The sequence below is a fragment of the Bacillus sp. 3103sda1 genome (assembly GCF_024159135.1).
GTDB lineage: Bacteria > Bacillota > Bacilli > Bacillales > Bacillaceae_G > Bacillus_A > Bacillus_A rhizoplanae.
Genome location: NZ_JAMYWS010000001.1, coordinates 4,363,423 through 4,387,713, shown reverse-complemented (window position 1 = coordinate 4,387,713; position 24,291 = coordinate 4,363,423). Strand labels below are relative to the sequence as shown.

Here is a 24,291-nt window from a genome sequence, read left to right as displayed (position 1 = left end):
GAATCCTTCCTTTTCTGTTTTGAAAAGTATCATTACGTATCGGAATGCATTTCTTTTTTTACTATTTTTAGTTGTTTTTTTACTTCTTCTTTATCTACTTCTTTATTTTTAATCTTGGTATCTAACTTATCGAGTAACATGAAAATTTTTTTATCCGTACTTACATAAATTTTTGAATTAGGATACATCTTTTTTAATGTTTGTTTTATTTCTTTTCGTAATTTCTTTAGTTGAAAGCGTTCATGGTGCTCTGGTTTAACCGCTACATAAAGTTCGTTATTGAAATTGACAGCTTTTACGTCAAGTATTTCATCCATAGTAAGAATCTTATTTTTCGCTGCATTCGCTGCCGATTGATCAATGGATTCTATGTTTATCTTTGTTAGTTTCGCATCTGTTTTATTTGTTTTTTGTGCTGATTCTTGTTTTTCTTTTTTATCTAATGGACTGTGACATCCGCATAGGAAACTGAATAAGAGAAGGAATAACAAGGAGATTGTTCCGAATTTTCGCATGGTATCATTCCGTTTCTATTGCTTTATGTAATTTGATTTGAAAAAAGGATGATATTGTATCACCCTTTTTTCAACTAATCAGAAAGTATACATATAATAATGAATTAGCCTATGTAGGCGTACATTAATAAGTATCATTCTGTTTTTTGCAGTACGCTGGCTTGTGAATGACCAGTTTTCCTTATATCGTTATTGCTGTGTATATTGAGGTTCTTCTTGTTCAACTTCTTGAACACGTGGAGATAAAGTCTCAATAATTGATTGCGTTTGCTGAGCTGCACTTTGAAATAATTGCTTCGCTTGTTGGTTATCAGTATCAAGAGCGAATCCTTCTAAGCTTGCTTGTGCACTTTTTAATCCTGAAACAGTTTGTTTAAGTTTTGTAATTACAGTCATAATGTAATTCCTCCTCTGATTGAGTTTGATTTCAATCATTAGAGTTTGTGAATGAGCACTGAAATATAATTACCAATTTTAGGGTTCTTCGAAAGTGTATTATTTTTAATTTTATTTATTAGGTATGTCGTATATTTGATTTTAAAAAATACAAGGAACTTAACATGAATAATGATGGAGTAAATATTACATAATATAGGACATAGAAGAATCTGGTTCTTCTATCCACCAATATGCAGCCCGTTAGCATGAAGCTAGCGGGTTTTTCGTATTATAATAATAAATTTCTAAATGTTGATTGCGGATTTTCTATTGTGAATATTTTAGAAAGCTACATAGTTTAGATTTTGTTGTTCAAAATATTATGTATCAATTAAAATAAGAGAATAAAAAATAGCAATTAAAAGGAGAAAAGTTATGGATCATCATACTTTAGTTAGATGGTTGGAAGCAGTATTAATCATACTAGCGTTAGTTGCAATTTGGTTTTCTGCAAGCAATTTTAGTAGTGTGAAGCGATTTTTAATTGGTCGTCCTATGCGAACATCAGAGCTTCATGCGCACCATAACAAATTGTTTTGGTTGATTGCACTTCCTATTCTCTCAGCGGATTTGTATTCATCCGTTGCATATGGACCTGAATCAGGAATGACAGAGCTTGTAGGGCTTGGTCCTGATGCGAAATGGATAATTTTACCCATTACAATTTCTACTATCGTTCTTTTAGCAATTTTGATTGTCTCGTATATTATGGGGATTTTGGCATATCCAAACGGCGGGGGAGCATATGCCATTGCAAAAGATAACTTCAAGCCGCGATGGGTTTCTCTTGTTGCTTCTAGTTCGTTGCTCGTTGATTACGTGTTGACCGTGGCTGTATCTGTATCTGCAGCTATAGAAGCTATTTCATCTGCTTATCCTGTAGTTGCTCCTTATGAAACGATTTTGGCCATTGTGTGTGTTATTCTCTTAGTACTTGTGAATTTGCGAGGAGTAGCAGAATCAGCCCGCGTTTTTGCTTGGCCGACATTCGGTTTTATGGTTTGTATGTTAATTTTAATTTTTACCGGCTTTTTTGATGAATTTCGTCATGGATTTATCCAACCAACTACACCCTCCTTTGGAACGGTTCCAGAGGGATTAACAACTTTATTGATTTTGAAAGCGTTCAGCTCAGCTTGTTCGGCGCTTACAGGAATTGAGACAATTTCGAATGCAGTTCCTATTTTTAGAGAACCACAGCAAAAAAATGCAATTAGAACTTATATTGCTTTGGGCTCGATCACAGCTGTGACACTGTTAGGATTTTCGTATCATCTGTATGTGAAGGGAATTACGCCAGATCCGCACAACACGATGCTGTCTCAGTTGACTGGCATGTATTTTGGGCACGGAATTATATATCAACTCATTATATGGTTTACGTTTATTGTTTTGATTTTAGCGGCAAATTCTACATTTACAGGATTTTCTCAGCTTGCTGCGATTGTAGCCGCAGATGGATTTTTGCCTCGAAGTTTGACAAATCGCGGAGACCGTTTAGGGTATTCAAACGGAATTATTGTGTTAGCATCATTGGCGTGTATTTTGATTATCTCGTTTCACGCGCATACGAATGCTTTAATTCCATTGTATGCGATCGGTGTTTTCCTTTCATTTACAGTAGCGCAAATTGGTTTGATGCGCCGCTGGAAACGAGTTAAAGGACCACATTGGAGAATTAAGCTTACGATTAATACAGTTGGTGCTGTTATCACATCAATAGTTGCTGTTATTTTCGCTGTTACAAAGTTTACAGGCGGCGCTTGGGTTGTATTAGTTGTATTGCCTATTATCATTTTTATTTCAATGGCTATTCACAAGCATTATGAAGATATTGCAAAAGAACTGCGCATTGATACGCAAAGCATACGTCCAGAAGCAAGTCAGGTAGTCACCCTTGTTTTAGTGTCGGGCGTTCATCGTGTTGTGAACAATACGATTTCCTTTGCGAAAAGCTTAGATGTTGATCCGGTTGCTGTATACGTTGGTTTCGATGACCAATCTATAGATAAAATGGAGAAGAAGTGGAAAGAGTGGGGAAATCCTTGTAGGCTGGTAGTTCTTCGAAGTAAATATCGCTCTATTCTTGAACCGCTGAATCGTCTTATTAAAACAATAGAGGCGAAACAAGAAAATGGGGGACATATCCATATTATTATCCCTCAGTTTATTCCACACAAATGGTGGCATCATGTATTACATAACCAGAGTGCACTCCTTTTAAGAATGTGGTTTATTCGTCATAAAGATATCGTGATTACAACGGTTCCATATCATTTGCATAAATAATTCATTTTCATTTCGGGTATTTATGAATTTGCTACTGATAATTTGAGTTATACGCCTGTGTCGTCAATCGACGCGGGCGTTTCTTTTATTGTATGAACGGATAAAGTTGAAGGGACGAAAGTATAGAAGGAGTGAAGTTACATGTAATATAAAGATGGCTTTTTCATTTCGATATCTAGCTGTAGTGAAAGATAAGAGTCGTTCTGTAAACTGCGACGTAATAAGTAATTGCTTCCAAAACGAAGATATCGTATAATAAACATTACGCAAGGCGGCGTGAAAGTGTCTCTTGCGATTGTAAGCATAAGGGAAATCCTTGATGCTATTATATATTTCATGCGCCCATAGCTCAGCTGGATAGAGCGGTGGTTTCCGGTACCACGTCTGCCGGGGGTTCGAATCCCTCTGGGCGCGTAAAAAAAACCCTGACTTATATTTTGAAGTTAGGGTTTTTTATTAGTTTGTTTATAAAGTTCTTACCAGAATATACAGGAGAAAAAGAGTAGTTTAAGTATAACGAAACTTCATTATACTTAAACTACTCTTTTTAATTGTTATTTCTTCAAATAGGAGTTACTATTAGTATGTGGTATAAAATTTGTGATTATTTTTAAGATTTTGGCATTTTCTTTCGGTATTACTCATTTTTTGGTTGTAATATATAAACTTAATTAATACATATGAAGTAATAATATATGGATGTTGGTATTTTGTAAGGATTCTCCTTTTGAGAAACTTATTGTACAATAGAAGTGAGGGGGAGATTAGGGTGAAAGCAAGTCTTTTACAAGAACAAAGTTTACGTTTGGCAATGACGCAAGAGTTAAGACAAGCGATTACAATGCTCCAATACAATGTGCAGGAATTAACGGAGTTTTTGTATGAGCAATCGCTAGAGAATCCCCTTATTGAGTTGGGGGGATTTGACAGGGAAAAGAAAAAGAGTAAAACAACAAGTAAACAAACAGAGAATCAAATGGAAATTTATAGTGTCGATTCAACAACGATTCAACAACATTTAGTCAATCAATTGCAGTATTATAAAATAGATGAAGAACAACGAAAAATTGCCTCATTCATTATTTTAAATGTGGATGAGAACGGGTACTTACAAGAAACAAACGAGGAATTAGCAGCATTATTATCAGTATGTGTAGAAGAAATTAATAGCGGTATGGAGCTCGTCCAATCATTAGAGCCAGCAGGGGTAGCTGCAAGAAATATTCAAGAGTGTTTATCAATTCAATTAAAGCGCTTACAAAAAAAGAGCGCATTAGCAGAAATGATTGTGGACGAACATTTTGCATATTTTGTAAAAAAAGATTGGCGCAAGTTAGTAAATGTGCTGAAATGTAGTACGGAAGAATTGCAAGAAGCTGTTCATGTTATTACATCACTGCAGCCGAAACCAGGTTTGGCATTTTCTTCGGAAAAACCGATGTACATCGTTCCTGATATGGCGGTGAAAAAAGAGGATAATCGTTTGGTGCTCCAAATGAATGAACGTAATATGCCGAAGATTGAAATTCATTCAGAATATAGTGAGCTCCTTCATAATAGTGAAAGAGACGTTGCTTCTTATGTGTCTGAAAAATATCAGCATGTACAATGGATTATGCGCAGTTTAAAACAAAGAAAACAAACGCTTCTGAAAGTAATGGAAGTAATTATTGAAAAGCAGCGCGACTTCTTTATGAATGGCCCTCAATATTTAAAACCGCTTGCATTAAAAGAGGTGGCTGAGATATTAAGTGTCCATGAGTCAACAATCAGCCGTGCAACGCGTAATAAATATGTGCAAACACCATATGGTTTATTTGAGATGAAATCATTCTTTAGTAATGCAGTAGCAACAACAGAGGATGAAGCAATTTCAACAAAGAGGGTGAAGCAGCTTATTCAAGAGTTTGTAGGGAAAGAAGATAAGAAAAAACCACTCTCAGATCAAAAGATTTCAAAAATGTTAGAGGAAGAACATGAAATTGTTGTTTCGCGCAGAACGGTAGCGAAATATCGAGAGCAGTTAAACATTCCGGCGTCTTCACTGCGAAAAACGATTGTATAGGTGATGAACATGGAGGTTATTCTATATACAAAGGAAGAATGTGGTCTTTGTCAGAAGGCGAAACAACTTCTGCAAGAGCTGAAAACTGAATATGTATTTGATCTAAAGGAAATAAATATTTATGAGGATGAGCAGCTGTTAGAGAAGTATCATCTTATGATTCCTGTCGTTGAAATCGAGGGGAAAGAGGTAGAATATGGAATCATTCACAAAGATGTCATAATAAACAGCATAATTCGCGCAATAAGAGTTGAATAACTTTGGATCTCCTGTTACAATAATAACCGTAGCAGGGATTATTTTTTTACTCTATGTGGGACACAATTTGTCACTACGGGACATATAATGACCATATAGGGAATGAACCAATGTGGTGAGGAGATAAAATATGATGCGCTCATGGATTCAGTATACGAAAAAATTATTACCTGATCTGCTACCTGTTATGCAAACAAGAATGCAAATTCTTCAGTACATTCGGTTAACACAACCTATTGGCAGAAGAAACTTATCTGCAAGTCTTGGTATGACAGAACGAGTATTACGAAGTGAAGTGCAAGTTTTGAAAGAAGAGAACTTGGTTCACGTCGCCTCTTCTGGAATGACATTAACAGAAGAAGGAACAGCTGTTGTTCTTGCTTTGGAAGACTTTATGAAAGAAATTTCTGGTTTAAAGGTTTTGGAAAAACAGCTTAAGGAAACATTAGACTTGGATGAAGTTTTCGTTGTCCCTGGTGATAGTGATGAATCACCTTGGGTCAAGCTCGAGATGGGCCGCGCTTGTGTTGCTTGTATAAAAGATCGTCTGACAGCGAATAATATCGTTGCTGTGACTGGAGGAACAACAATAGCTGCCGTAGCTGATATGATGCAATTGGATTGCAGGGATCTACATACATTATTTGTCCCAGCACGCGGTGGAATAGGAGAGAGTGTTGAGCTAGAAGCGAACACAATCTGTGCGAAAATGGCACAAAATACGATGAGCAACTATCGCTTATTGTATGTTCCCGATCATGTGAGTAGCGAAGCATATGCGTCCATTGTGACGGAACCTTCTGTGAAAGAAATTCTTGAGTTGATTCGATCTTCCAATATTGTCATTCACGGAATTGGTGATGCCTTAACGATGGCGCGTAGACGAAGTACTTTAGAAGCAGATTGGATGAAAATTAAAGAAATGCAGGCAGTCGGTGAAGCGTTTGGGTATTACTTTAATGAACAAGGTGAAGTTGTCCATAAAGTACAAACGGTCGGCATGCAGCTTGAAGATTTACAACATGTATCTCATGTCGTTGCAGTTGCTGGAGGTTCATCAAAAGCGAAAGCAATTCAAGCAGTAATTAAGCAAGGGCACACTTCATTACTCATCACAGATGAAGGTGCAGCAAAAGAGTTAGTAAAGGGTAAATAACCCTTAATATACATCCCCCAAGGAGGAAATTCAAATGACTAAAATTGGTATTAATGGATTTGGACGTATCGGACGTGTGGTATTCCGCGCAGCTCTTAACAACCCTAACGTGGAAGTAGTAGCAATCAACGACTTAACAGATGCTAAAACATTAGCACATCTTTTAAAATATGATTCTGTTCATGGAGCAGTAAATGCAGAAGTATCTTCTAACGGCGACAGCATCGTTGTTAACGGTAAAGAAATCAAAGTTATCGCTGAGCGTGACCCAGCTCAATTACCATGGAGCGACTACGGCGTAGAAGTAGTAGTAGAATCTACTGGACGTTTCACTAAAAAAGCAGATGCTGAAAAACACTTAGGTGGATCAGTTAAAAAAGTTATCATCTCTGCACCAGCTTCTGACGAAGATATCACAATTGTTATGGGTGTTAACCACGAACAATACGATGCAGCTAATCATAACGTAATCTCTAACGCTTCTTGTACTACAAACTGCTTAGCTCCATTTGCTAAAGTATTAAACGAAAAATTTGGCGTAAAACGCGGTATGATGACAACAATTCACTCTTACACTAACGACCAACAAATCTTAGACTTACCACATAAAGATTTACGTCGTGCACGTGCAGCAGCAATGAGCATGATCCCAACTACAACTGGTGCAGCTAAAGCAGTAGCATTAGTATTACCAGAACTTAAAGGTAAATTAAACGGTGGTGCAGTTCGTGTTCCAACTGCTAACGTATCTCTTGTAGACTTAGTTGTTGAGCTTGAGAAAGAAGTAACAGTTGAAGAAGTAAACGCAGCATTCAAAGCAGCAGCTGAAGGCGAATTAAAAGGTATCCTTGGATACAGCGAAGAGCCATTAGTATCTATCGACTATAACGGATGCACAAACTCTTCTACAATTGATGCATTATCTACAATGACTATGGAAGGCAACATGGTTAAAGTACTTTCTTGGTACGATAACGAAACTGGTTACTCTAACCGTGTAGTTGACTTAGTAGACTATATCGCTTCTAAAGGTCTTTAATTCATAAGTTTATCCGTAATTAATGACAAAACGAGGGAGAGGGTTTGTTCCCTCTCCCTTCTTTCGTTTTCTAAGCAAATGTGATAAGCTTTTGAATGGGTTTTGTCAATCCTAACTAGTCGGAGGGAAATCCAATGAACAAAAAATCAATTCGTGACGTAGATTTAAAGGGGAAACGAGTATTTTGCCGTGTTGACTTCAACGTACCTATGAAAGAAGGCAAAATTACAGACGAGACTCGTATTCGCGCAGCTCTTCCTACAATTCAATATTTAGTAGAGCAAGGTGCGAAAGTGATTTTAGCAAGCCATTTAGGTCGTCCAAAAGGACAAGTAGTAGAAGAAATGCGTCTAACTCCAGTAGCAGCACGTTTAGGTGAACTTCTTGGTAAAGACGTGAAAAAAGCGGACGAAGCATTCGGACCTGCTGTACAAGAAATGGTTGCAGCAATGAACGAAGGCGACGTATTAGTTCTTGAAAACGTGCGTTTCTATGCGGGCGAAGAAAAGAACGATGCAGAACTTGCGAAAGAATTTGCAGCTCTTGCTGATATCTTCGTAAATGATGCATTCGGTGCAGCTCACCGTGCTCACGCTTCTACTGCAGGTATTGCAGATTACTTACCAGCAGTATCAGGTTTCTTAATGGAAAAAGAATTAGAAGTACTAGGGAAAGCACTTTCTAATCCAGAGCGTCCATTTACAGCAATCATCGGTGGTGCGAAAGTAAAAGATAAAATCGGTGTAATTCGTCATCTACTTGATAAAGTTGATAACTTAATCATTGGCGGTGGACTAGCTTATACATTTGTAAAAGCATCAGGTCATGAAATCGGACAGTCTCTATGTGAAGATGACAAAATTGAACTAGCAAAAGAGTTTATGCAGCTTGCAAAAGAAAAAGGCGTAAACTTCTACATGCCAGTTGATTGCGTCATTGCAGATGACTTCTCTGAAACTGCAAACCGACAAGTGGTAGATATCGATTCTATCCCTGCTGATTGGGAAGGATTGGATATTGGACCAAAAACAAGTGCAATTTATGCAGATGTAATTAAAAACTCTAAGCTTGTTGTATGGAACGGGCCAATGGGCGTGTTCGAAATGGCTCCATTTGCAGAAGGTACAAAAGCAGTAGGACAAGCATTAGCAGATGCAGAAGGTACATACTCTGTTATCGGCGGTGGTGACTCTGCAGCAGCTGTTGAAAAATTCGGTATGGCTGATAAAATGAGCCACATTTCTACTGGCGGCGGTGCGTCATTAGAATTTATGGAAGGCAAAGAGCTTCCAGGTGTAGTTTGTCTTAACGACAAATAATCATCAGCCAAGAAAAAGGACGGTGCAAAGCATGCGTAAACCAATTATCGCAGGTAACTGGAAAATGAATAAAACTCTATCTGAAGCAGTTAGCTTCGTAGAGGAAGTAAAAGGTCAAATCCCAGCAGCTACAGCTGTTGATGCGGTTGTTTGCTCGCCAGCTCTTTTCTTAGAGCGTCTTGTAGCAGCTTCAGAAGGAACTGACTTACAAGTAGGTGCACAAAACATGCACTTCGAAAAAAATGGTGCATTCACTGGCGAAATTAGCCCAGTAGCACTTAGCGACTTAAAGGTGAGCTACGTAGTACTTGGCCACTCTGAGCGTCGTGAAATGTTTGCTGAAACAAACGAAACAGTAAACAAAAAGACGTTAGCAGCATTTGAGCACGGTTTAACACCAATCGTTTGCTGTGGTGAAACGTTAGAAGAACGCGAAAGCGGAAAAACATTTGATCTTGTAGCAGGTCAAGTGACTAAGGCACTTGCAGGTTTAACAGAAGAGCAAGTGAAAGCAACTGTTATCGCATATGAGCCAATTTGGGCAATCGGTACAGGTAAATCTTCTTCTGCACAAGATGCAAACGAAGTATGTGCGCACATCCGTAAAGTTGTTGCTGAAGCTGTTTCTCCGGCAGCTGCAGAAGCAGTTCGTATTCAATACGGCGGCAGCGTAAAACCTGAAAACATTAAAGAATATATGGCACAATCTGATATCGATGGTGCTTTAGTTGGCGGTGCAAGCTTAGAGCCTGCGTCCTTCTTAGGTCTTTTGGAGGCGGTAAAATGAGAAAGCCAACAGCTTTAATCATTCTTGATGGTTTTGGACTACGTGAAGAAACTTACGGGAATGCTGTAGCACAAGCTAAGAAACCTAATTTCGACGGCTACTGGAACAAGTTCCCTCACACAACACTAACAGCGTGCGGTGAGGCGGTAGGCCTTCCAGAAGGTCAAATGGGTAACTCTGAGGTAGGTCACTTAAATATTGGTGCCGGCCGCGTTGTATACCAAAGCTTAACGCGTGTAAACGTTGCAATTCGTGAAGGTGAGTTCGATCAGAACGAAACGATTCAAAATGCAATGAAACACGTGAAGGAAAAAGGTACAGCCCTTCATTTATTCGGCTTACTTTCTGATGGCGGTGTGCATAGTCACATTGACCATATGTTTGCTCTTCTTCGCTTAGCTGCAAAAGAAGGCGTGGAGAAAGTATATATCCATGCGTTCTTAGATGGCCGCGATGTTGGTCCGCAAACAGCAAAAGGTTATATCGATGCAACAAATGAAGTGATAAAAGAAACAGGAGTAGGACAGTTCGCGACAATCTCCGGTCGTTATTACTCCATGGACCGTGACAAGCGTTGGGATCGCGTTGAAAAATGTTACCGTGCCATGGTGAACGGCGAAGGCCCTACTTACAAAACAGCATATGAGTGTGTGGATGACTCATACGCAAATGGTATCTACGATGAATTCGTATTGCCGTCTGTAATGGTAAATGAAGATGAAACGCCAGTTGCAACAATCAATGATGATGATGCAATCATCTTCTACAACTTCCGTCCAGACCGTGCAATTCAAATTGCTCGTGTATTTACAAACGAAGACTTCCGTGAGTTCGATCGTGGTGAAAAAGTACCTCACATTCCAGAATTCGTTTGTATGACACACTTTAGTGAAACGGTAAAAGGTTATGTAGCATTCAAGCCAATGAACTTGGATAATACGTTAGGTGAAGTTGTTTCACAAGCGGGATTAAAACAACTTCGCATTGCGGAAACTGAAAAGTATCCGCACGTTACATTCTTCTTTAGCGGTGGTCGTGAGGCTGAATTCCCAGGAGAAGAGCGTATCTTAATTAACTCACCAAAAGTCGCAACATACGACTTGAAACCAGAAATGAGCATTTATGAAGTAACAGATGCTCTTGTAAATGAAATTGAGAATGACAGACACGATGTTATCATTCTAAACTTTGCAAACTGTGATATGGTTGGCCATTCTGGGATGATGGAACCAACAATTAAAGCAGTAGAAGCAACTGACGAATGTTTAGGAAAAGTTGTAGAAGCAATTCTTGCAAAAGATGGTGTAGCACTTATTACTGCTGACCATGGTAATGCTGACGAGGAATTAACTCCAGAAGGCACACCGATGACAGCTCATACAACGAACCCGGTTCCTTTCATCGTTACAAAAGAAGATATTGAGCTTCGTGAAGGCGGTATTTTGGGAGATATCGCACCAACAATGCTTACACTTCTTGGTGTTGAACAGCCAAAAGAAATGACAGGTAAAACAATTATTAAATAATTACACATATAAAAGGAGAGAAATAATATGCCAGCAATTTTAGATATTTATGCTCGTGAAGTTTTAGACTCTCGTGGTAACCCAACTGTAGAAGTAGAAGTATACACAGAAAGCGGCGCATTCGGACGCGCATTAGTACCAAGTGGTGCATCTACTGGTGAATACGAAGCAGTAGAATTACGTGACGGTGACAAATCTCGTTACCTTGGTAAAGGTGTTCTTAACGCAGTAAATAACGTAAACGAAGTTATCGCTCCAGAAATCGTTGGTTTCGATGTAACTGACCAAGCTGGAATCGACCGTGCTATGATCGAATTAGACGGCACTCCAAACAAAGGTAAATTAGGCGCTAACGCTATCCTTGGTGTATCTATGGCAGTAGCTCACGCAGCAGCTGACTATGTAGGTCTTCCATTATACCGTTACCTTGGTGGATTCAATGCAAAACAATTACCAACTCCAATGATGAACATCATCAACGGTGGTTCTCACGCTGACAACAACGTAGACTTCCAAGAGTTCATGATCTTACCAGTTGGTGCTCCAACATTCAAAGAAGCAATCCGTATGGGTGCTGAAGTATTCCATGCATTAAAAGCTGTATTACATGACAAAGGTCTTAACACAGCAGTAGGTGACGAAGGTGGATTCGCTCCAAACCTTGGTTCTAACCGTGAAGCATTAGAAGTAATCATCGAAGCAATCGAAAAAGCTGGTTACAAAGCTGGCGAAAACGTATTCTTAGGAATGGACGTTGCTTCTTCTGAGTTCTACAACAAAGAAACTGGTAAATATGATCTTACAGGTGAAGGTCGCAGCATGACTTCTGCAGAAATGGTTGATTTCTACGAAGATCTTTGCAAGAACTTCCCAATCATCTCTATCGAAGATGGTTTAGACGAAAACGACTGGGATGGCCACAAGTTATTAACTGACCGTCTTGGTAAAAAAGTTCAATTAGTTGGTGACGACTTATTCGTAACTAACACTCAAAAACTTGCTGAAGGTATCGAAAAAGGTATCTCTAACTCAATCTTAATTAAAGTTAACCAAATCGGTACTTTAACTGAGACTTTCGAAGCAATCGAAATGGCTAAACGTGCTGGTTACACAGCAGTTGTATCTCACCGTTCTGGTGAAACTGAAGATGCTACAATCGCTGACATCGCAGTTGCAACTAACGCTGGCCAAATCAAAACTGGTTCTATGAGCCGTACTGACCGTATTGCGAAATACAACCAATTATTACGCATCGAAGACGAACTAGGCGAAATCGCTGTTTACGATGGTTTAAAATCTTTCTACAACCTTAAAAAATAATTGTAGAATATAAAAACCGGCCGTGAGAAATCACGGCCGGTTTTATTTTTCCCCCGCATTAACGGGCAGTAAGCCCCCACCTCAAGATTGAGAGAGAAGCAAAGAAGATAGGTGGGGAATAACTGTCCGTAAAAGCCCGATTGGTTCAACTAACCATCAGTGGGGGATGAAGAAAACCCCCACTGATGGAAGTTTCACTTTATCCTGCTATTTACGGTCAAATTCTCACCTCTAGTATCCTCTCGAAAAGTCTGAAAATATAAACTTTATGCTACGATAAGTTCATTTCATTCCTAATTACGTTTACAAATACAGTAAAAATACCATTGTAAGCGCATACCATGGTCGGTTTTGCTTGTCAATTCGGGAAATTGCGGGTTTTTACAATTTATACTATGATAAATATAGAAAGTATAAAGAATCGTATAATGAAGGATGATAGACAGATGAAATTCACAAAAATTATTGTCCAAGTAGCAGCACTTTACGTGTTTAATATGATTGGCACGTGGATCCAAGAAGCGCTGCACATCCCAATTCCAGGGAATTTAATAGGGATGTTCTTGTTGCTCATATTGCTTGGTTTAAAAGTCCTTCCAGTAAAATGGTTTGAATTAGGAGCAGAAACATTGATGGCTCTTATGCCATTTTTATTAATTCCTGCAACCATTGGTTTAATGAATTATGGTTCTTTTTTTATGAATAAAGGTATTTCGCTGTGTATTACTATTATCGCGAGTACGTTTTTAATTATTATTGTAGCAGGACATACAGGACAATATCTTGCGACTAGAAAGGAAAAAGAGACACAATGAGTATAGTCATCGGAATTGGTTGGATTATTATAACAGCTTTAATGTATCAACTGTCAAAGAAGATTTATCAATGGATTCCAACACCGTTTACAGTTCCAATGCTTGTCGCAACAGCTTTAATGATCTTGTTGTTAGTCGTATTTGATATACCATATCAACAATACATGCAAAGCGGCGGGGGCTGGATTTCGCAATTGCTTGGTCCTGGTGTGGTAGCATTTGCAATCCCTCTATATAAACAACGCGGCGTTTTGAAGAAGTATGTTGTACCAATTGCTGGTGGTGTATTGGTGGGAACGATAGTTGCGATTGCAAGTGATATGATAATTGCCACAATTATGGGAACGGATAAAAGCTTAATTTTATCTTCCTTACCAAAGTCAGTAACAATGCCAGTAGCCATGAGTGTGTCACAAGAAGTTGGTGGTGTACCATCTTTAACTGCAGCTTTCGTAGTAGTTGCAGGAATATCTGGAACCATTTCTGGTCCTATTTTATTAAAATGGAGCAGAGTGACAAATTCTGTTGGAAAAGGAATTGGATTTGGCTGTGCGTCTCATATTATGGGCGTTATGCGTGCGATGAAAAATAATGAGCATGAAGGTGTAATTGGATCAGTAACAATGACATTAACAGCAATCTTAACATGTATACTTGGTCCATTGTTTGCGGCGCTTTTTATTTAACGTGGTGAAGTATTCGGTGAGTGAGAGTCCATGAGACGCTCTCGCTTTTCCAATTATTTTATGATACATTTAAAGTAATCGAAACTTTAGGAGGCATGTAAAGTGCATACGTTTTTATCAGTTTTACTTATTATTGTATCACTGTTATTGATTGTACTTGTATTAATGCAATCTAGTAAGAGTGCTGGTTTATCCGGTGCAATTTCCGGCGGAGCAGAGCAATTATTCGGTAAGCAAAAAGCACGCGGAATAGAAGCTATATTAAACCGCATTACAGTTGTTGTTTCTATACTATTTTTTGTATTAACATTTGCTGTTACGTACTTACAAGTATAAAATAAAAAGATTCGCCTTTTTCGGGTTGAATCTTTTTTTTACTTTAAGCAAAAAAGTTTCTAATTAGATTATGGAAAAGAAACTATGATAAACTATAAATAGACCATATATGAAGATTACATTATAGGAAGAGAAGGAGAACGTAAAATGAAGCTAGCATCCCCAAAACCGTTTACATTTGAAGCGGGAGAACGTGCAGTTTTACTATTACATGGATTTACAGGGAACTCTGCAGATGTTCGTATGCTCGGACGTTATTTAGAGACAAAAGGTTATACATGTCATGCACCGATTTATAAAGGTCATGGTGTACCGCCGGAGCAACTTGTACACACAGGTCCAGAAGACTGGTGGAAAGATGTTATGGCAGCGTACCAACATTTAAAAGATAAAGGATATGAAAAGATTGCAGCTGTTGGTTTATCACTGGGCGGCGTTTTTTCGTTAAAACTTGCTTATACAATGCCGATTATTGGAGTTGTACCAATGTGTGCACCGATGTACATTAAGAGTGAAGAAATCATGTATCAAGGTATATTAGCATATGCGCGCGAATATAAAAAACGTGAGCGTAAATCACCAGAGCAAATTGAAGCAGAGATGTTTGAATTCAAACAAACACCGATGAACACATTAAAAGCACTGCAAGGTTTAATTCGTGATGTACGCAATAACATTGATATGATTTATGCACCGACGTTTGTCGTTCAAGCACGTCATGATGAAATGATTAATACAGATAGCGCAAACATTATTTATAACGGTGTAGAGTCAAATTTAAAAGAAATGAAATGGTACGAAGATTCCACGCATGTAATTACGCTGGATAAACAGCGTGATGAGCTGCACGAAGATGTATATAACTTCTTGGAGCAACTAGATTGGTAAGATCTAGTTGCCTCTTTTTTACATAAAAAAACATCATTTATACATGGTTATGTTTTCGGATAGACTATAGAATACGAGGATTTAAAAGGAGGTTTTTGTACTTGGAAGAAATCATTCAAGCAAACATCGATAAATTGTTATCGTTTATGAAAGAAGAAGCATATAAGCCGCTTACTGTGCAAGAATTAGAAGAAGCATTTGGCATTGAAGATGCAGCGGATTTTAAAGAGTTTGTGAAAGCACTTGTCATTATGGAGGAAAAAGGGCTTGTTGTTCGAACAAGAAGTAACCGCTATGGTCTTCCAGAAAAGATGAACTTAGTGCGCGGTAAACTAATTGGACATGCCCGTGGATTTGCGTTTGTCGTACCTGAGGAAAAAGGGTTAGATGATATTTTTATTCCGCCAACAGAATTAAAGGGTGCACTGCACGGTGATACAGTATTAGCACGTATTAGTTCGGAATCAAGCGGTTCACGCAAGGAAGGGACAATTGTTCGGATTATAGAACGCGGAACAAAAGAATTAGTTGGTACATATACAGAATCGAAAAATTTTGGATTTGTTCTCCCTGACAATAAGCGATGGACGAGCGATATTTTCGTTCCAAAAAATGCTTCTATGGGTGCAGTAGAAGGACATAAAGTCGTTGTTAAAATTACGAGCTATCCGCAAGATCGTTTAAGTGCAGAAGGAGAAGTTATTCAAATTCTTGGTCATAAAAACGACCCAGGCGTTGATATTTTATCAGTTATCCATAAGCATAACTTACCGCTTGCGTTTCCGGCAGATGTAATGGAGCATGCGAACAGTGTACCAGAAACAATTGATGAGAACGATTTACAAGGGCGCCGTGATTTACGAGACCAAACAATTGTTACAATTGATGGTGCGGATGCGAAAGACTTAGATGATGCGGTTACAGTAACGAAGCTTGAGAATGGTAACTACAAGCTCGGTGTACACATTGCGGATGTAAGTCATTATGTTACGGAAGGATCTGCAATTGACCGCGAAGCAGCTGAACGAGGAACGAGTATTTATCTTGTAGACCGCGTAATTCCGATGATTCCGCATCGTTTGTCTAACGGAATTTGTTCATTAAATCCAAAAGTAGATCGTTTAACATTATCTTGTGAAATGGAAATTAATGATCAAGGGGAAGTAGTGAGTCATGAAATTTTCCAAAGCGTTATTAAAACGACGGAGCGCATGACATACTCAGATGTGAAGCGAATTTTAGACGATGAAGATGAAGAATTAATGGCTCGTTATGAACCGTTAGTACCAATGTTCCAAGAGATGGGGAAATTGGCTGCCATTTTACGTGAAAAGCGTATGCGCCGCGGGGCAATTGATTTTGACTTCAAAGAAGCAAAAGTGCTAGTGGATGAAGAAGGGAAGCCGACTGATGTGATTTTGCGTGATCGTTCTGTAGCTGAGAAGTTAATCGAGGAATTTATGCTTGTAGCAAACGAAACAGTCGCTGAGCATTTTCACTGGATGAACGTACCGTTTATGTACCGTGTTCACGAAGATCCAAAAGAAGATAAATTAGAGCGTTTCTTTGAGTTTATTACAAACTTCGGTTATGCGGTAAAAGGTCGTGGGAACGAAGTACATCCGCGTGCGCTTCAACAAATTCTTGAAATGGTACAAGGTCAGCCGGAAGAGATTGTCATTTCGACAGTTATGCTTCGTTCCATGAAGCAAGCTCGTTATGATGCAGAGAGTATCGGCCATTTTGGTTTATCTACAGAGTTTTATACACATTTCACATCACCAATTCGCCGTTACCCAGATTTAATTGTGCACAGATTGATTCGCACGTATCTCATTAACGGAAAAATCGATAGTGAAACACAAGCGAAGTGGCGTGAAAACTTACCGGATATTGCCGAGCATTCTTCCAACATGGAGCGCCGTGCTGTTGAAGCAGAGCGTGAAACGGATGAACTGAAAAAAGCAGAGTACATGCTTGATAAAATTGGTGAAGAATACGATGGTATGATTAGTTCTGTAACAAACTTCGGTTTGTTCGTAGAGCTTCCAAATACAATTGAAGGTCTTGTTCATGTCAGCTATTTAACGGATGATTATTATCGTTATGACGAACATCATTTTGCGATGATTGGCGAACGTACAGGAAACGTCTTCCGTATTGGCGATGAAATTACGATTCGCGTTGTGAATGTAAACAAAGATGAGCGTGCGATTGACTTTGAAATTGTCGGTATGAAAGGCAATGTGAAGCGACAACGAAAAGATCGTCCTGTTGTCATTGAGCAGCCAAAAGGAAATAGAAGAAAACGTGGCGGCCGTGAAAATAATCGCGGTGGACAAGACAACGAGTCAAACCGAAATGGAAATGGAAAACGAAATGGTGTTAAAAAGAAAAAGGCATTCTTTGAAAATGCACCGAACTTTAAGAAGAAAAAGAAAAAACGTAAGTAAGAAAGAAGCCATATATGGCTTCTTTCTTCATATTTTGCTACAATGGTAAAAATGAAGGGAGGCGTCAATCGAGATGCCAAAAGGTCAAGGAAAAGTCATCGCACAAAATAAAAAAGCATATCATGATTATTTTATTGAAGAAACATACGAAGCAGGTCTTGTCCTTCAAGGAACGGAAATTAAGGCAATTCGTGCAGGTCGTGTAAACTTAAAAGATGCCTTTGCACGTGTGCAAAATGGTGAAGTATGGGTACATAATATGCATATTAGTCCATATGAACAAGGTAATCGTTTTAACCATGATCCGCTTCGTACAAGAAAGTTACTTCTTCATAAAAGAGAAATTTTAAAGCTTATTGGGTATACAAAAGAAACAGGCTATACGCTTGTGCCGCTTAAAATTTATTTAAAAAATGGATTTGCGAAAATGGAACTTGGTTTAGGTAAAGGTAAAAAGCAATATGATAAGCGCCACGATTTAAAAGAGAAGGAAGCAAAGCGCGAAATTGCACGTGCATTCCGTGATCGTCAAAAAGCATAATACAAAAATTTACAATTGCAAAATAGCGAACGTATGCTATAATAACAAATGTAAGGCCAGTTGAACATTGAAAAACAGCTCAATAGCAGCTATCACGAATATACTTCGTATGCTCCATTTCTTATATGGGGACGTTACGGATTCGACAGGGGTAGTTCGAGCTTAGGTTGCGAGTCGAGGGGATCGGCCTCGTTAAAACGTCAAAGCCTATAACTGGCAAACAACAAAACAACTTCGCTTTAGCTGCTTAATAACAGCTTTTAGCGGTTCGCCCCTCCATCGCCCATGTGGTAGGGTAGCGGACTCACTCTAAGTGGGCTACGCCGGAGTTCACCGTCTGAGGACAAAGGAAGAGAACAACCAGACTAGCAATTCGGAAGCCTGTCGATAGGCCGAAGAATTTGCGAAATGCTAATATATCGACTACACTCGTAGAAGCTTAAGTGCCGATACTTTTGGACGTGGGTTCGACTCCCACCGTCTCCACCAATACATATTTGGTGGTTTTTTTATTTTGTGTGTGATATGAACCATAAGTTTGCCGGAACGGCAAGCTTATGGTTCTTTTTGTTTGCGGCAAACTTATGCTTCCAGGATTTGAAGAATATTTTTAATGTCGCTTTAAATAAAGTCACGGTGTTTATAAAAAAGACGTGATGTTTTGAATAAAGTCGAGACGTTTATAAAAAAATTGCGATGTTTTGTCCCTTTGGATCTGTTTATCTAAAGGGATGTTTTTATAGTGAAAAGAAGATCTGAACTGAAAGGCGGATTAAGGAACTGTTGAGTAGCAATAAAGTTACTCCACTAAAGGGCCATTTAATGAAATAAGGCTTATCAGCTAACTGCAGTTAAGTTGTAAAAGGATTTTTGTAATTAAAGCAGAATAATTATATTTACCTCCAAAATTTGTAAGTAAGTTATTTATCATTAGGTATCAATTAAAAAATAAAAGATAATGAAAAAAGGAGGGAATTTAAAATGACGTATCCCACATTAAAAATGTACGACTACCACGCATGGGCAAATGGAGTTATAATTGATCGTTTAAAAGAACTTCCGCAAGACATTTATCATAAGGAAATTCAAACAGGTTTTTCTTCAATATCAAAGGTGTTGTCTCACATTTATGCCTCAGATTACACATGGTTTGACATTATTTCAGGTAAAAGCATGGATGAAGCATTGGCGCATGAAGATCAGTTAAGAGAACAGGCGGAAACAAAAAGTATTGAGGAAATGAAAAAGATCTTTTTAGACTTATCTGAACGTTACAAAGCACTTCTAAACAGTCAAGAAGATATCGACAAGGTGATTGTAGTTGATAACCCCTATGCTGGGTTGCTTGAAACTTCTGTTTCTGAATTGGTGCTACATGTTGTCACTCACGGATCTTATCATCGTGGGAATATAGCTACCATGTTACGGCAAATGGGACACACCTCCGTGATGCAAGATTATGGACTTTACCTATTCATGCCCCAAACTTCATGATTACTCGTCTTGGGGTCTTGTATATTTTTATAAAAATTCTTCAATTAAAAGAGTGCTAATGTAATAAGGTTTTCAACGACCTGAGTAATTCTGGAATAGGGCGCGATTGTTGAGCAAACACAGGTAGAAAAATGATCAAACTTTATTACAAACCAACAGCATTCACGGCAAGCTTATGGGTTAATAATTAATCCACGGCAAAGTTATGCTTCCTTTTTCCTCGAATAATCAACTAAATCTCTTCAAAAACATGTGATTTCCGGCAAAGTTATGCTTCCTTTAGCGGCAATTTTATGGGTAAAGTCACATTGTGTGTAACAAGAAGCATAAGATGGCCGTTTTGGCCAACTTATGCTTCTTTTAGTTTACGGCAAAGTGTTATATCTTAAATTTGTAAGGAAGGGTTGTGGGGAGAGAATGTGTATTTGCATCTTTAAAGAAAAGTTTAATCATTTGTAATAAAGTTGCATTGTTTTTCCCTTTAAATATGATTATCCAAATAAATTTTCCTTTCCCTCATGAACCTCATAAAAACTTCAGAATCTTATTAAGTCGTTGTTAATTTAGCATAGATGATAAAGAACAAGGTTAATTCTCCTATTATGACAATGTTCGGAACTACTACTATTAAATTAATAATAAAAAAGATGGCTAAAATCGCTAAAAATAGCCCTAAATGATAATATTTCAAACGATGTTTTTCATATCTGTATTGATGAAAAACAATAGAAGTTGCAATGAAATAGAGTAATACAGAACCGAATACAAAATACATGATAAACAAATAACGAACCTCTTGTAAAAACAGCAGCTTGATAGATGCAGCAATCATGCTTAAAGACATTAGAATAAACAAATGACCGTAAATAATGATTTGGCCGGCTGTTTGGATTGATTTATCTACTTTCTTTTCTACATTATCAAAATACTGCCACCACATAGAAATAATAAGGATAAATGAAATAAACGAAAATGAGATTGAATGCCAATCCCCTTTTTGCGGCTGCAGCACAGAAACGGTGCTGACGACCGATTCTCCAAAAAGGATTAATGTCAATAAAGCAAACCGTTCTAATAAATGAGCTGTATTGGGTGGTGCTTTCACCAAATACTTGCGTCCGAAAATAGGTACAATAATATCCACAATAATTCCTGCATATAACAAGGCGTATCGAATCCATGAATCAAAAAAGAGAGAAGAAAATGAGATTATGATTCCAAGCCAAAAACCTCTTCCTAAAAAGCGAGCCACCTTTTTTCGATTACCTTCTTCTATCTTTTGAACAACAAGATATTGGATAGCTGTTAGTGCTCTTAATCCAATATAACCAATAAGAAAGGAGAGGTAGTATTGATCAAAATTTACCGATAAGCTGGATGTCATAATAAGAACAAACAACATTTGAAGAATCATAAATATACGTTGATGTAAAAAATCTTGCCCATACCGATTCGTAAACATTGTTTGTCCAGTCCAAGACCACCATATCGGGATAAACATGAGAGCAAACTTTAATAAATATTCTGGATGAATATACCCTTTTTCAACATGAACTAGAACTTGAGTAGTAGTTGCAACTGCTGCTACAAATAACAGGTCATAAAAAAGTTCTAACCATGTAACCTTTTTTTCTTCCATTTTTAGCACTCCTTCCCATATTTGATAGAGTATAGTATCATGAAAGGTAACTTCGAACAAGGAGGGTAATTTAAATGACTAGAACGATTGGCCTTATTTGCGGCAGTTTAAGAAAAAATTCTTATAATCGAATCATTGCTCAATCATTGACAGATATGAGTGATTTTGTCCAATTTCGTTGGATAGAGATAAAAGAGCTTCCTCTATTTAACGAAGATTTAGAAGTAGGCGGAGATCCAGAAGTAGTAACATCATTTAAGTCATCTATTCAAGAAGTTGACGGTATTATTATCGTTAGTCCAGAGTACAATTCCGGCATTCCAGGTGCGTTAAAAAATGCGTTGGACTGGGCATCAAGACCTTCGAAATCCTCCGTTCTTAGTAGAAAGCCAGTTGGCTTAATTGGAGCAACTCCTGGCGGATTAGGTACCGCCTTTGCTCAAATGCAAATCAGACAAATACTAGAAGCCATGCAAGTTCATGTTCTTCCATTTCAAAAAATGCTGATTTCGCAAGTACATGAAAAGATTGATTCCGATCAAAAAGTGCTTACTGACGAAAAAACAAAGCGATATCTTCAGCGTTATTTACAACAATTTATTCAGTGGATTGATCACACTCCTGTTCTAGATTAACAAAAGGGGCAAAATTTTAATGCCCCTTTTCTCTTTCTTCATGGAACGTGAGGAACAGAATACGATTTATCACGCATCAACGGGCAGTAATATTGGTAGAATGATTTCGAACGATTCTTCGCTGTTAAGAGTATGAGGGAATGTATTAGAGCATGGGATGGAGCGTTTTTTCGCAGCGTTGCTGAAGGTGTCTTTGATGAAGGAAATCTTATTTTTCGCACGAAAGAATTGAATCAATTTTTAATGGAAATGTATCAGGAATCGATGATTTTTGTTATTTCTTTTTTAATATACTTAAATATGCATCCCATGGGCCAACGTCTTCTTTGTACCTTTCAGACATAACACGAACGATTTGAGAAATATGTGTTAAATCATGAACAACCCATGTTGAAATCAATTCTCTTACCTTCACTACACCAAATGCAGGATGGTATCCCGTCAATTCAAGCTGTAATTCAGAATCAATAAGTGATGTAAGTTTGGTTATGTTATGTTTTCTAATTGTTTTAAACTCAAATAATTTTTCTTCAATAGATCCTTGAGATTTATTGTTTAAGTGGGAAAAACGATCAAAATGAGGGAAAGGTTTACTTTCACCTTCCTGGAGAATAAATTCTAGCCGCGGTATCCAATTGTTTTTCTCCCCCTCAATGAGGTGTTCAATCACTTCAGAGACATTCCATGTTCCTTCCCCTTCATTGCAGTGCAACCATCCATCAGATAAACCAGACAAAAAATACTCCAATGTTTGTGGTGTACGATCAAGAATCTCAACAGCTTCATTTACATTAAAGTTCACATAATTTCCCCCTCTCGCTAATGATACAAAGGTATATTCCAAAAAATCATCTTCATACAACCCTTTAAAAAGTTGTAAATCATTCACATTATTATACATTAGTTTTTGGTGAACATTTATTACAATAATTACTTTAATTTCTTTTTTGAGATATGGTGATGATTTTTATCCCGCTATTCGTGGGCAGTAATATTCCTACCTCAAAATTCAGTGAAAGTAAAGAAGTTAGGCGGGAGATAAACTGCCCGTAAAAGCCCGATTGGGGAGGGCTGATTAAAGTTTCATTTTATCTTTTCTATCCAAGTCTTGATATAATAGGATGCATTTTTGGCGAGCTTATGATTCTTAAAATTGTAAGGAAGAGTTGTTAGTTAAACAATTGTACAATTCATATTTTATTAATTGTGTATAGTAATTAATAAATTGTCACCTTTTGTATAGTGAAGCAGTTTTGCTATAATGTATTAGCATAATTTACATATAGAGAGGAGTGCTAGATGAAATGCAAAGATCTAAAGTCGATTATTACATTGCTAATATTTTACAGTGGATATTAAATATAGCTCTTATTATATTATCCCTTGTTCTATCTATCTTTTTAATCAATGAAACATTCACATTTATACAGTACGTATTTTCATCAAAAAAATACACACCGTATAAACTAGTTGAAAGCATTATTGTTTACTTTTTATATTTTGAGTTTATTGCATTGATTATTAAATATTTCAAATCGAATTATCATTTTCCGTTGCGTTATTTTATTTACATAGGAATTACAGCCTTAATTCGATTAATTATTGTTTCTCATGAAGAACCATTTGAAACATTATTGTATGCAGGCTCTATTCTCATTTTAGTTGTTGCTTTATATCTCTCTAATTTAAGGGATTTGAAGAAAGATTGATTTACTCCGCGGCACAGTAAGACCCCTATCTCGAGATTCAAAGAAAATCGAGGTGGGGGTCTTACTGTTTGTATATGCCCGATTAGGTGTGCTAACTATCAGTGGGGGCTCTACTAATAGAAACTTCACTTTATTAGAAATAGTTCTATACTCCTTTGAGGATTTATTTTCTTCCATATAATCATGTACTTGGGCAATGGTTTGCTGATGTAAAAAGTGCTCAAACAATTAAACTGTAATTTCTTTTAATTTTCATATTAAACAATACACATAATATGGATGTCAAATTTTCCCGAAAAATGGAGTTGTATATCGGGCATACTAAAGCTCTTTTTCGTTCCTATCGGTATATCGTATCCTCAAATTAAACATCACTAAAAAGC

General features: G+C 37.6%; 22 protein-coding genes, 1 tRNA gene, 1 other RNA gene and 1 pseudogene. 21 read left to right on the top strand and 4 right to left on the bottom strand.

Annotation, left to right across the window (positions count from 1 at the left end; translation table 11 throughout):
* Nucleotides 1-32 precede the first annotated feature (32 nt).
* Nucleotides 33-515 carry a YhcN/YlaJ family sporulation lipoprotein gene (locus tag NKR74_RS22100; protein ID WP_098308438.1) on the bottom strand — a complete coding sequence of 161 codons (483 nt, stop codon included), beginning with the start codon at nt 513-515 and terminating at the stop codon, nt 33-35.
* A gap of 189 nt (nt 516-704) precedes the next feature.
* A complete protein-coding gene (locus tag NKR74_RS22095) occupies nt 705-911 on the bottom strand; it encodes a DUF1657 domain-containing protein (RefSeq protein WP_098308440.1) in 207 nt (68 codons plus the stop codon).
* Between the two features lie 417 nt (nt 912-1,328).
* Between NKR74_RS22095 and NKR74_RS22090 the strand changes: the two genes are divergently transcribed.
* The 18 genes from NKR74_RS22090 (at nt 1,329) to NKR74_RS22005 (ending at nt 19,925) form a co-directional block, all read left to right on the top strand.
* Nucleotides 1,329-3,242, top strand: coding sequence for an APC family permease (locus NKR74_RS22090; RefSeq protein ID WP_253630851.1), 1,914 nt, complete (start codon nt 1,329-1,331; stop codon nt 3,240-3,242).
* A 338-nt stretch (nt 3,243-3,580) separates the two neighbouring features.
* A tRNA-Arg gene (locus tag NKR74_RS22085) sits at nt 3,581-3,656 on the top strand.
* Between the two features lie 355 nt (nt 3,657-4,011).
* Nucleotides 4,012-5,307 carry an RNA polymerase factor sigma-54 gene (gene rpoN / locus NKR74_RS22080; RefSeq protein WP_253630850.1) on the top strand — a complete coding sequence of 432 codons (1,296 nt, stop codon included), beginning with the start codon at nt 4,012-4,014 and terminating at the stop codon, nt 5,305-5,307.
* A gap of 9 nt (nt 5,308-5,316) precedes the next feature.
* The gene (locus tag NKR74_RS22075) at nt 5,317-5,565 is read left to right on the top strand and encodes a glutaredoxin family protein (protein ID WP_154711227.1); all 249 of its coding nucleotides are present in this window, start codon (nt 5,317-5,319) and stop codon (nt 5,563-5,565) included.
* A gap of 133 nt (nt 5,566-5,698) precedes the next feature.
* Nucleotides 5,699-6,721 carry a sugar-binding transcriptional regulator gene (locus tag NKR74_RS22070; RefSeq protein ID WP_098308507.1) on the top strand — a complete coding sequence of 341 codons (1,023 nt, stop codon included), beginning with the start codon at nt 5,699-5,701 and terminating at the stop codon, nt 6,719-6,721.
* 34 nt (nt 6,722-6,755) lie between these two features.
* On the top strand, nt 6,756-7,760 hold the full coding sequence (gap, locus tag NKR74_RS22065) for a type I glyceraldehyde-3-phosphate dehydrogenase (RefSeq protein WP_098308450.1): 1,005 nt from the start codon (nt 6,756-6,758) through the stop codon (nt 7,758-7,760).
* Between the two features lie 134 nt (nt 7,761-7,894).
* Entirely contained in the window at nt 7,895-9,079 is a 1,185-nt protein-coding gene (locus NKR74_RS22060; protein ID WP_098308452.1) for a phosphoglycerate kinase, read from the top strand.
* Between the two features lie 31 nt (nt 9,080-9,110).
* On the top strand, nt 9,111-9,866 hold the full coding sequence (gene tpiA / locus NKR74_RS22055) for a triose-phosphate isomerase (RefSeq protein ID WP_253630849.1): 756 nt from the start codon (nt 9,111-9,113) through the stop codon (nt 9,864-9,866).
* On the top strand, nt 9,863-11,392 hold the full coding sequence (gpmI, locus tag NKR74_RS22050; RefSeq protein ID WP_253630848.1) for a 2,3-bisphosphoglycerate-independent phosphoglycerate mutase: 1,530 nt from the start codon (nt 9,863-9,865) through the stop codon (nt 11,390-11,392). The genes tpiA and gpmI overlap by 4 nt, the downstream gene beginning before the upstream one ends.
* Nucleotides 11,393-11,419: 27 nt before the next feature.
* On the top strand, nt 11,420-12,712 hold the full coding sequence (gene eno, locus NKR74_RS22045) for a phosphopyruvate hydratase (protein ID WP_098308458.1): 1,293 nt from the start codon (nt 11,420-11,422) through the stop codon (nt 12,710-12,712).
* A gap of 446 nt (nt 12,713-13,158) precedes the next feature.
* Entirely contained in the window at nt 13,159-13,527 is a 369-nt protein-coding gene (locus NKR74_RS22040) for a CidA/LrgA family holin-like protein (protein WP_098308460.1), read from the top strand.
* Nucleotides 13,524-14,213 (top strand): LrgB family protein, encoded by a 690-nt coding sequence (locus NKR74_RS22035; RefSeq protein WP_253630847.1) that lies wholly within the window; start codon nt 13,524-13,526, stop codon nt 14,211-14,213. Before NKR74_RS22040 ends, NKR74_RS22035 begins: the two co-directional genes overlap by 4 nt.
* Before the next feature lie 102 nt (nt 14,214-14,315).
* On the top strand, nt 14,316-14,549 hold the full coding sequence (gene secG / locus NKR74_RS22030; protein WP_098308464.1) for a preprotein translocase subunit SecG: 234 nt from the start codon (nt 14,316-14,318) through the stop codon (nt 14,547-14,549).
* Between the two features lie 147 nt (nt 14,550-14,696).
* Complete coding sequence (locus NKR74_RS22025) at nt 14,697-15,437, top strand: alpha/beta hydrolase (protein ID WP_098308466.1); 741 nt, start codon at nt 14,697-14,699, stop codon at nt 15,435-15,437.
* Nucleotides 15,438-15,583: 146 nt separating this feature from the next.
* Nucleotides 15,584-17,890 (top strand): ribonuclease R, encoded by a 2,307-nt coding sequence (gene rnr, locus NKR74_RS22020; RefSeq protein ID WP_375337709.1) that lies wholly within the window; start codon nt 15,584-15,586, stop codon nt 17,888-17,890.
* Nucleotides 17,891-17,963: 73 nt separating this feature from the next.
* The gene (gene smpB, locus NKR74_RS22015; RefSeq protein ID WP_098308470.1) at nt 17,964-18,431 is read left to right on the top strand and encodes an SsrA-binding protein SmpB; all 468 of its coding nucleotides are present in this window, start codon (nt 17,964-17,966) and stop codon (nt 18,429-18,431) included.
* 127 nt (nt 18,432-18,558) lie between these two features.
* Nucleotides 18,559-18,920, top strand: a transfer-messenger RNA (tmRNA) gene (gene ssrA, locus NKR74_RS22010).
* Between the two features lie 492 nt (nt 18,921-19,412).
* A complete protein-coding gene (locus NKR74_RS22005; protein WP_253630845.1) occupies nt 19,413-19,925 on the top strand; it encodes a DinB family protein in 513 nt (170 codons plus the stop codon).
* Between the two features lie 547 nt (nt 19,926-20,472).
* On the opposite strand, the gene NKR74_RS22000 is transcribed toward NKR74_RS22005, so the two are convergent.
* Complete coding sequence (locus tag NKR74_RS22000) at nt 20,473-21,564, bottom strand: low temperature requirement protein A (RefSeq protein WP_253630844.1); 1,092 nt, start codon at nt 21,562-21,564, stop codon at nt 20,473-20,475.
* Nucleotides 21,565-21,638: 74 nt separating this feature from the next.
* Between NKR74_RS22000 and NKR74_RS21995 the strand changes: the two genes are divergently transcribed.
* Together NKR74_RS21995 and NKR74_RS24210 are read left to right on the top strand one after the other, a co-directional pair.
* On the top strand, nt 21,639-22,199 hold the full coding sequence (locus NKR74_RS21995; protein WP_253630843.1) for an NADPH-dependent FMN reductase: 561 nt from the start codon (nt 21,639-21,641) through the stop codon (nt 22,197-22,199).
* A gap of 136 nt (nt 22,200-22,335) precedes the next feature.
* A pseudogene (locus NKR74_RS24210) lies at nt 22,336-22,448 on the top strand (carboxylesterase); the annotation flags it as partial.
* Nucleotides 22,449-22,473: 25 nt separating this feature from the next.
* Here NKR74_RS24210 and NKR74_RS21990 read toward each other — a convergent pair.
* Complete coding sequence (locus NKR74_RS21990) at nt 22,474-23,001, bottom strand: DinB family protein (protein WP_253631197.1); 528 nt, start codon at nt 22,999-23,001, stop codon at nt 22,474-22,476.
* Nucleotides 23,002-23,503: 502 nt separating this feature from the next.
* On the opposite strand from NKR74_RS21990, the gene psiE reads away from it, so the two are divergent.
* A complete protein-coding gene (gene psiE, locus NKR74_RS21985) occupies nt 23,504-23,908 on the top strand; it encodes a phosphate-starvation-inducible protein PsiE (RefSeq protein WP_253630842.1) in 405 nt (134 codons plus the stop codon).
* Nucleotides 23,909-24,291 lie beyond the last annotated feature (383 nt).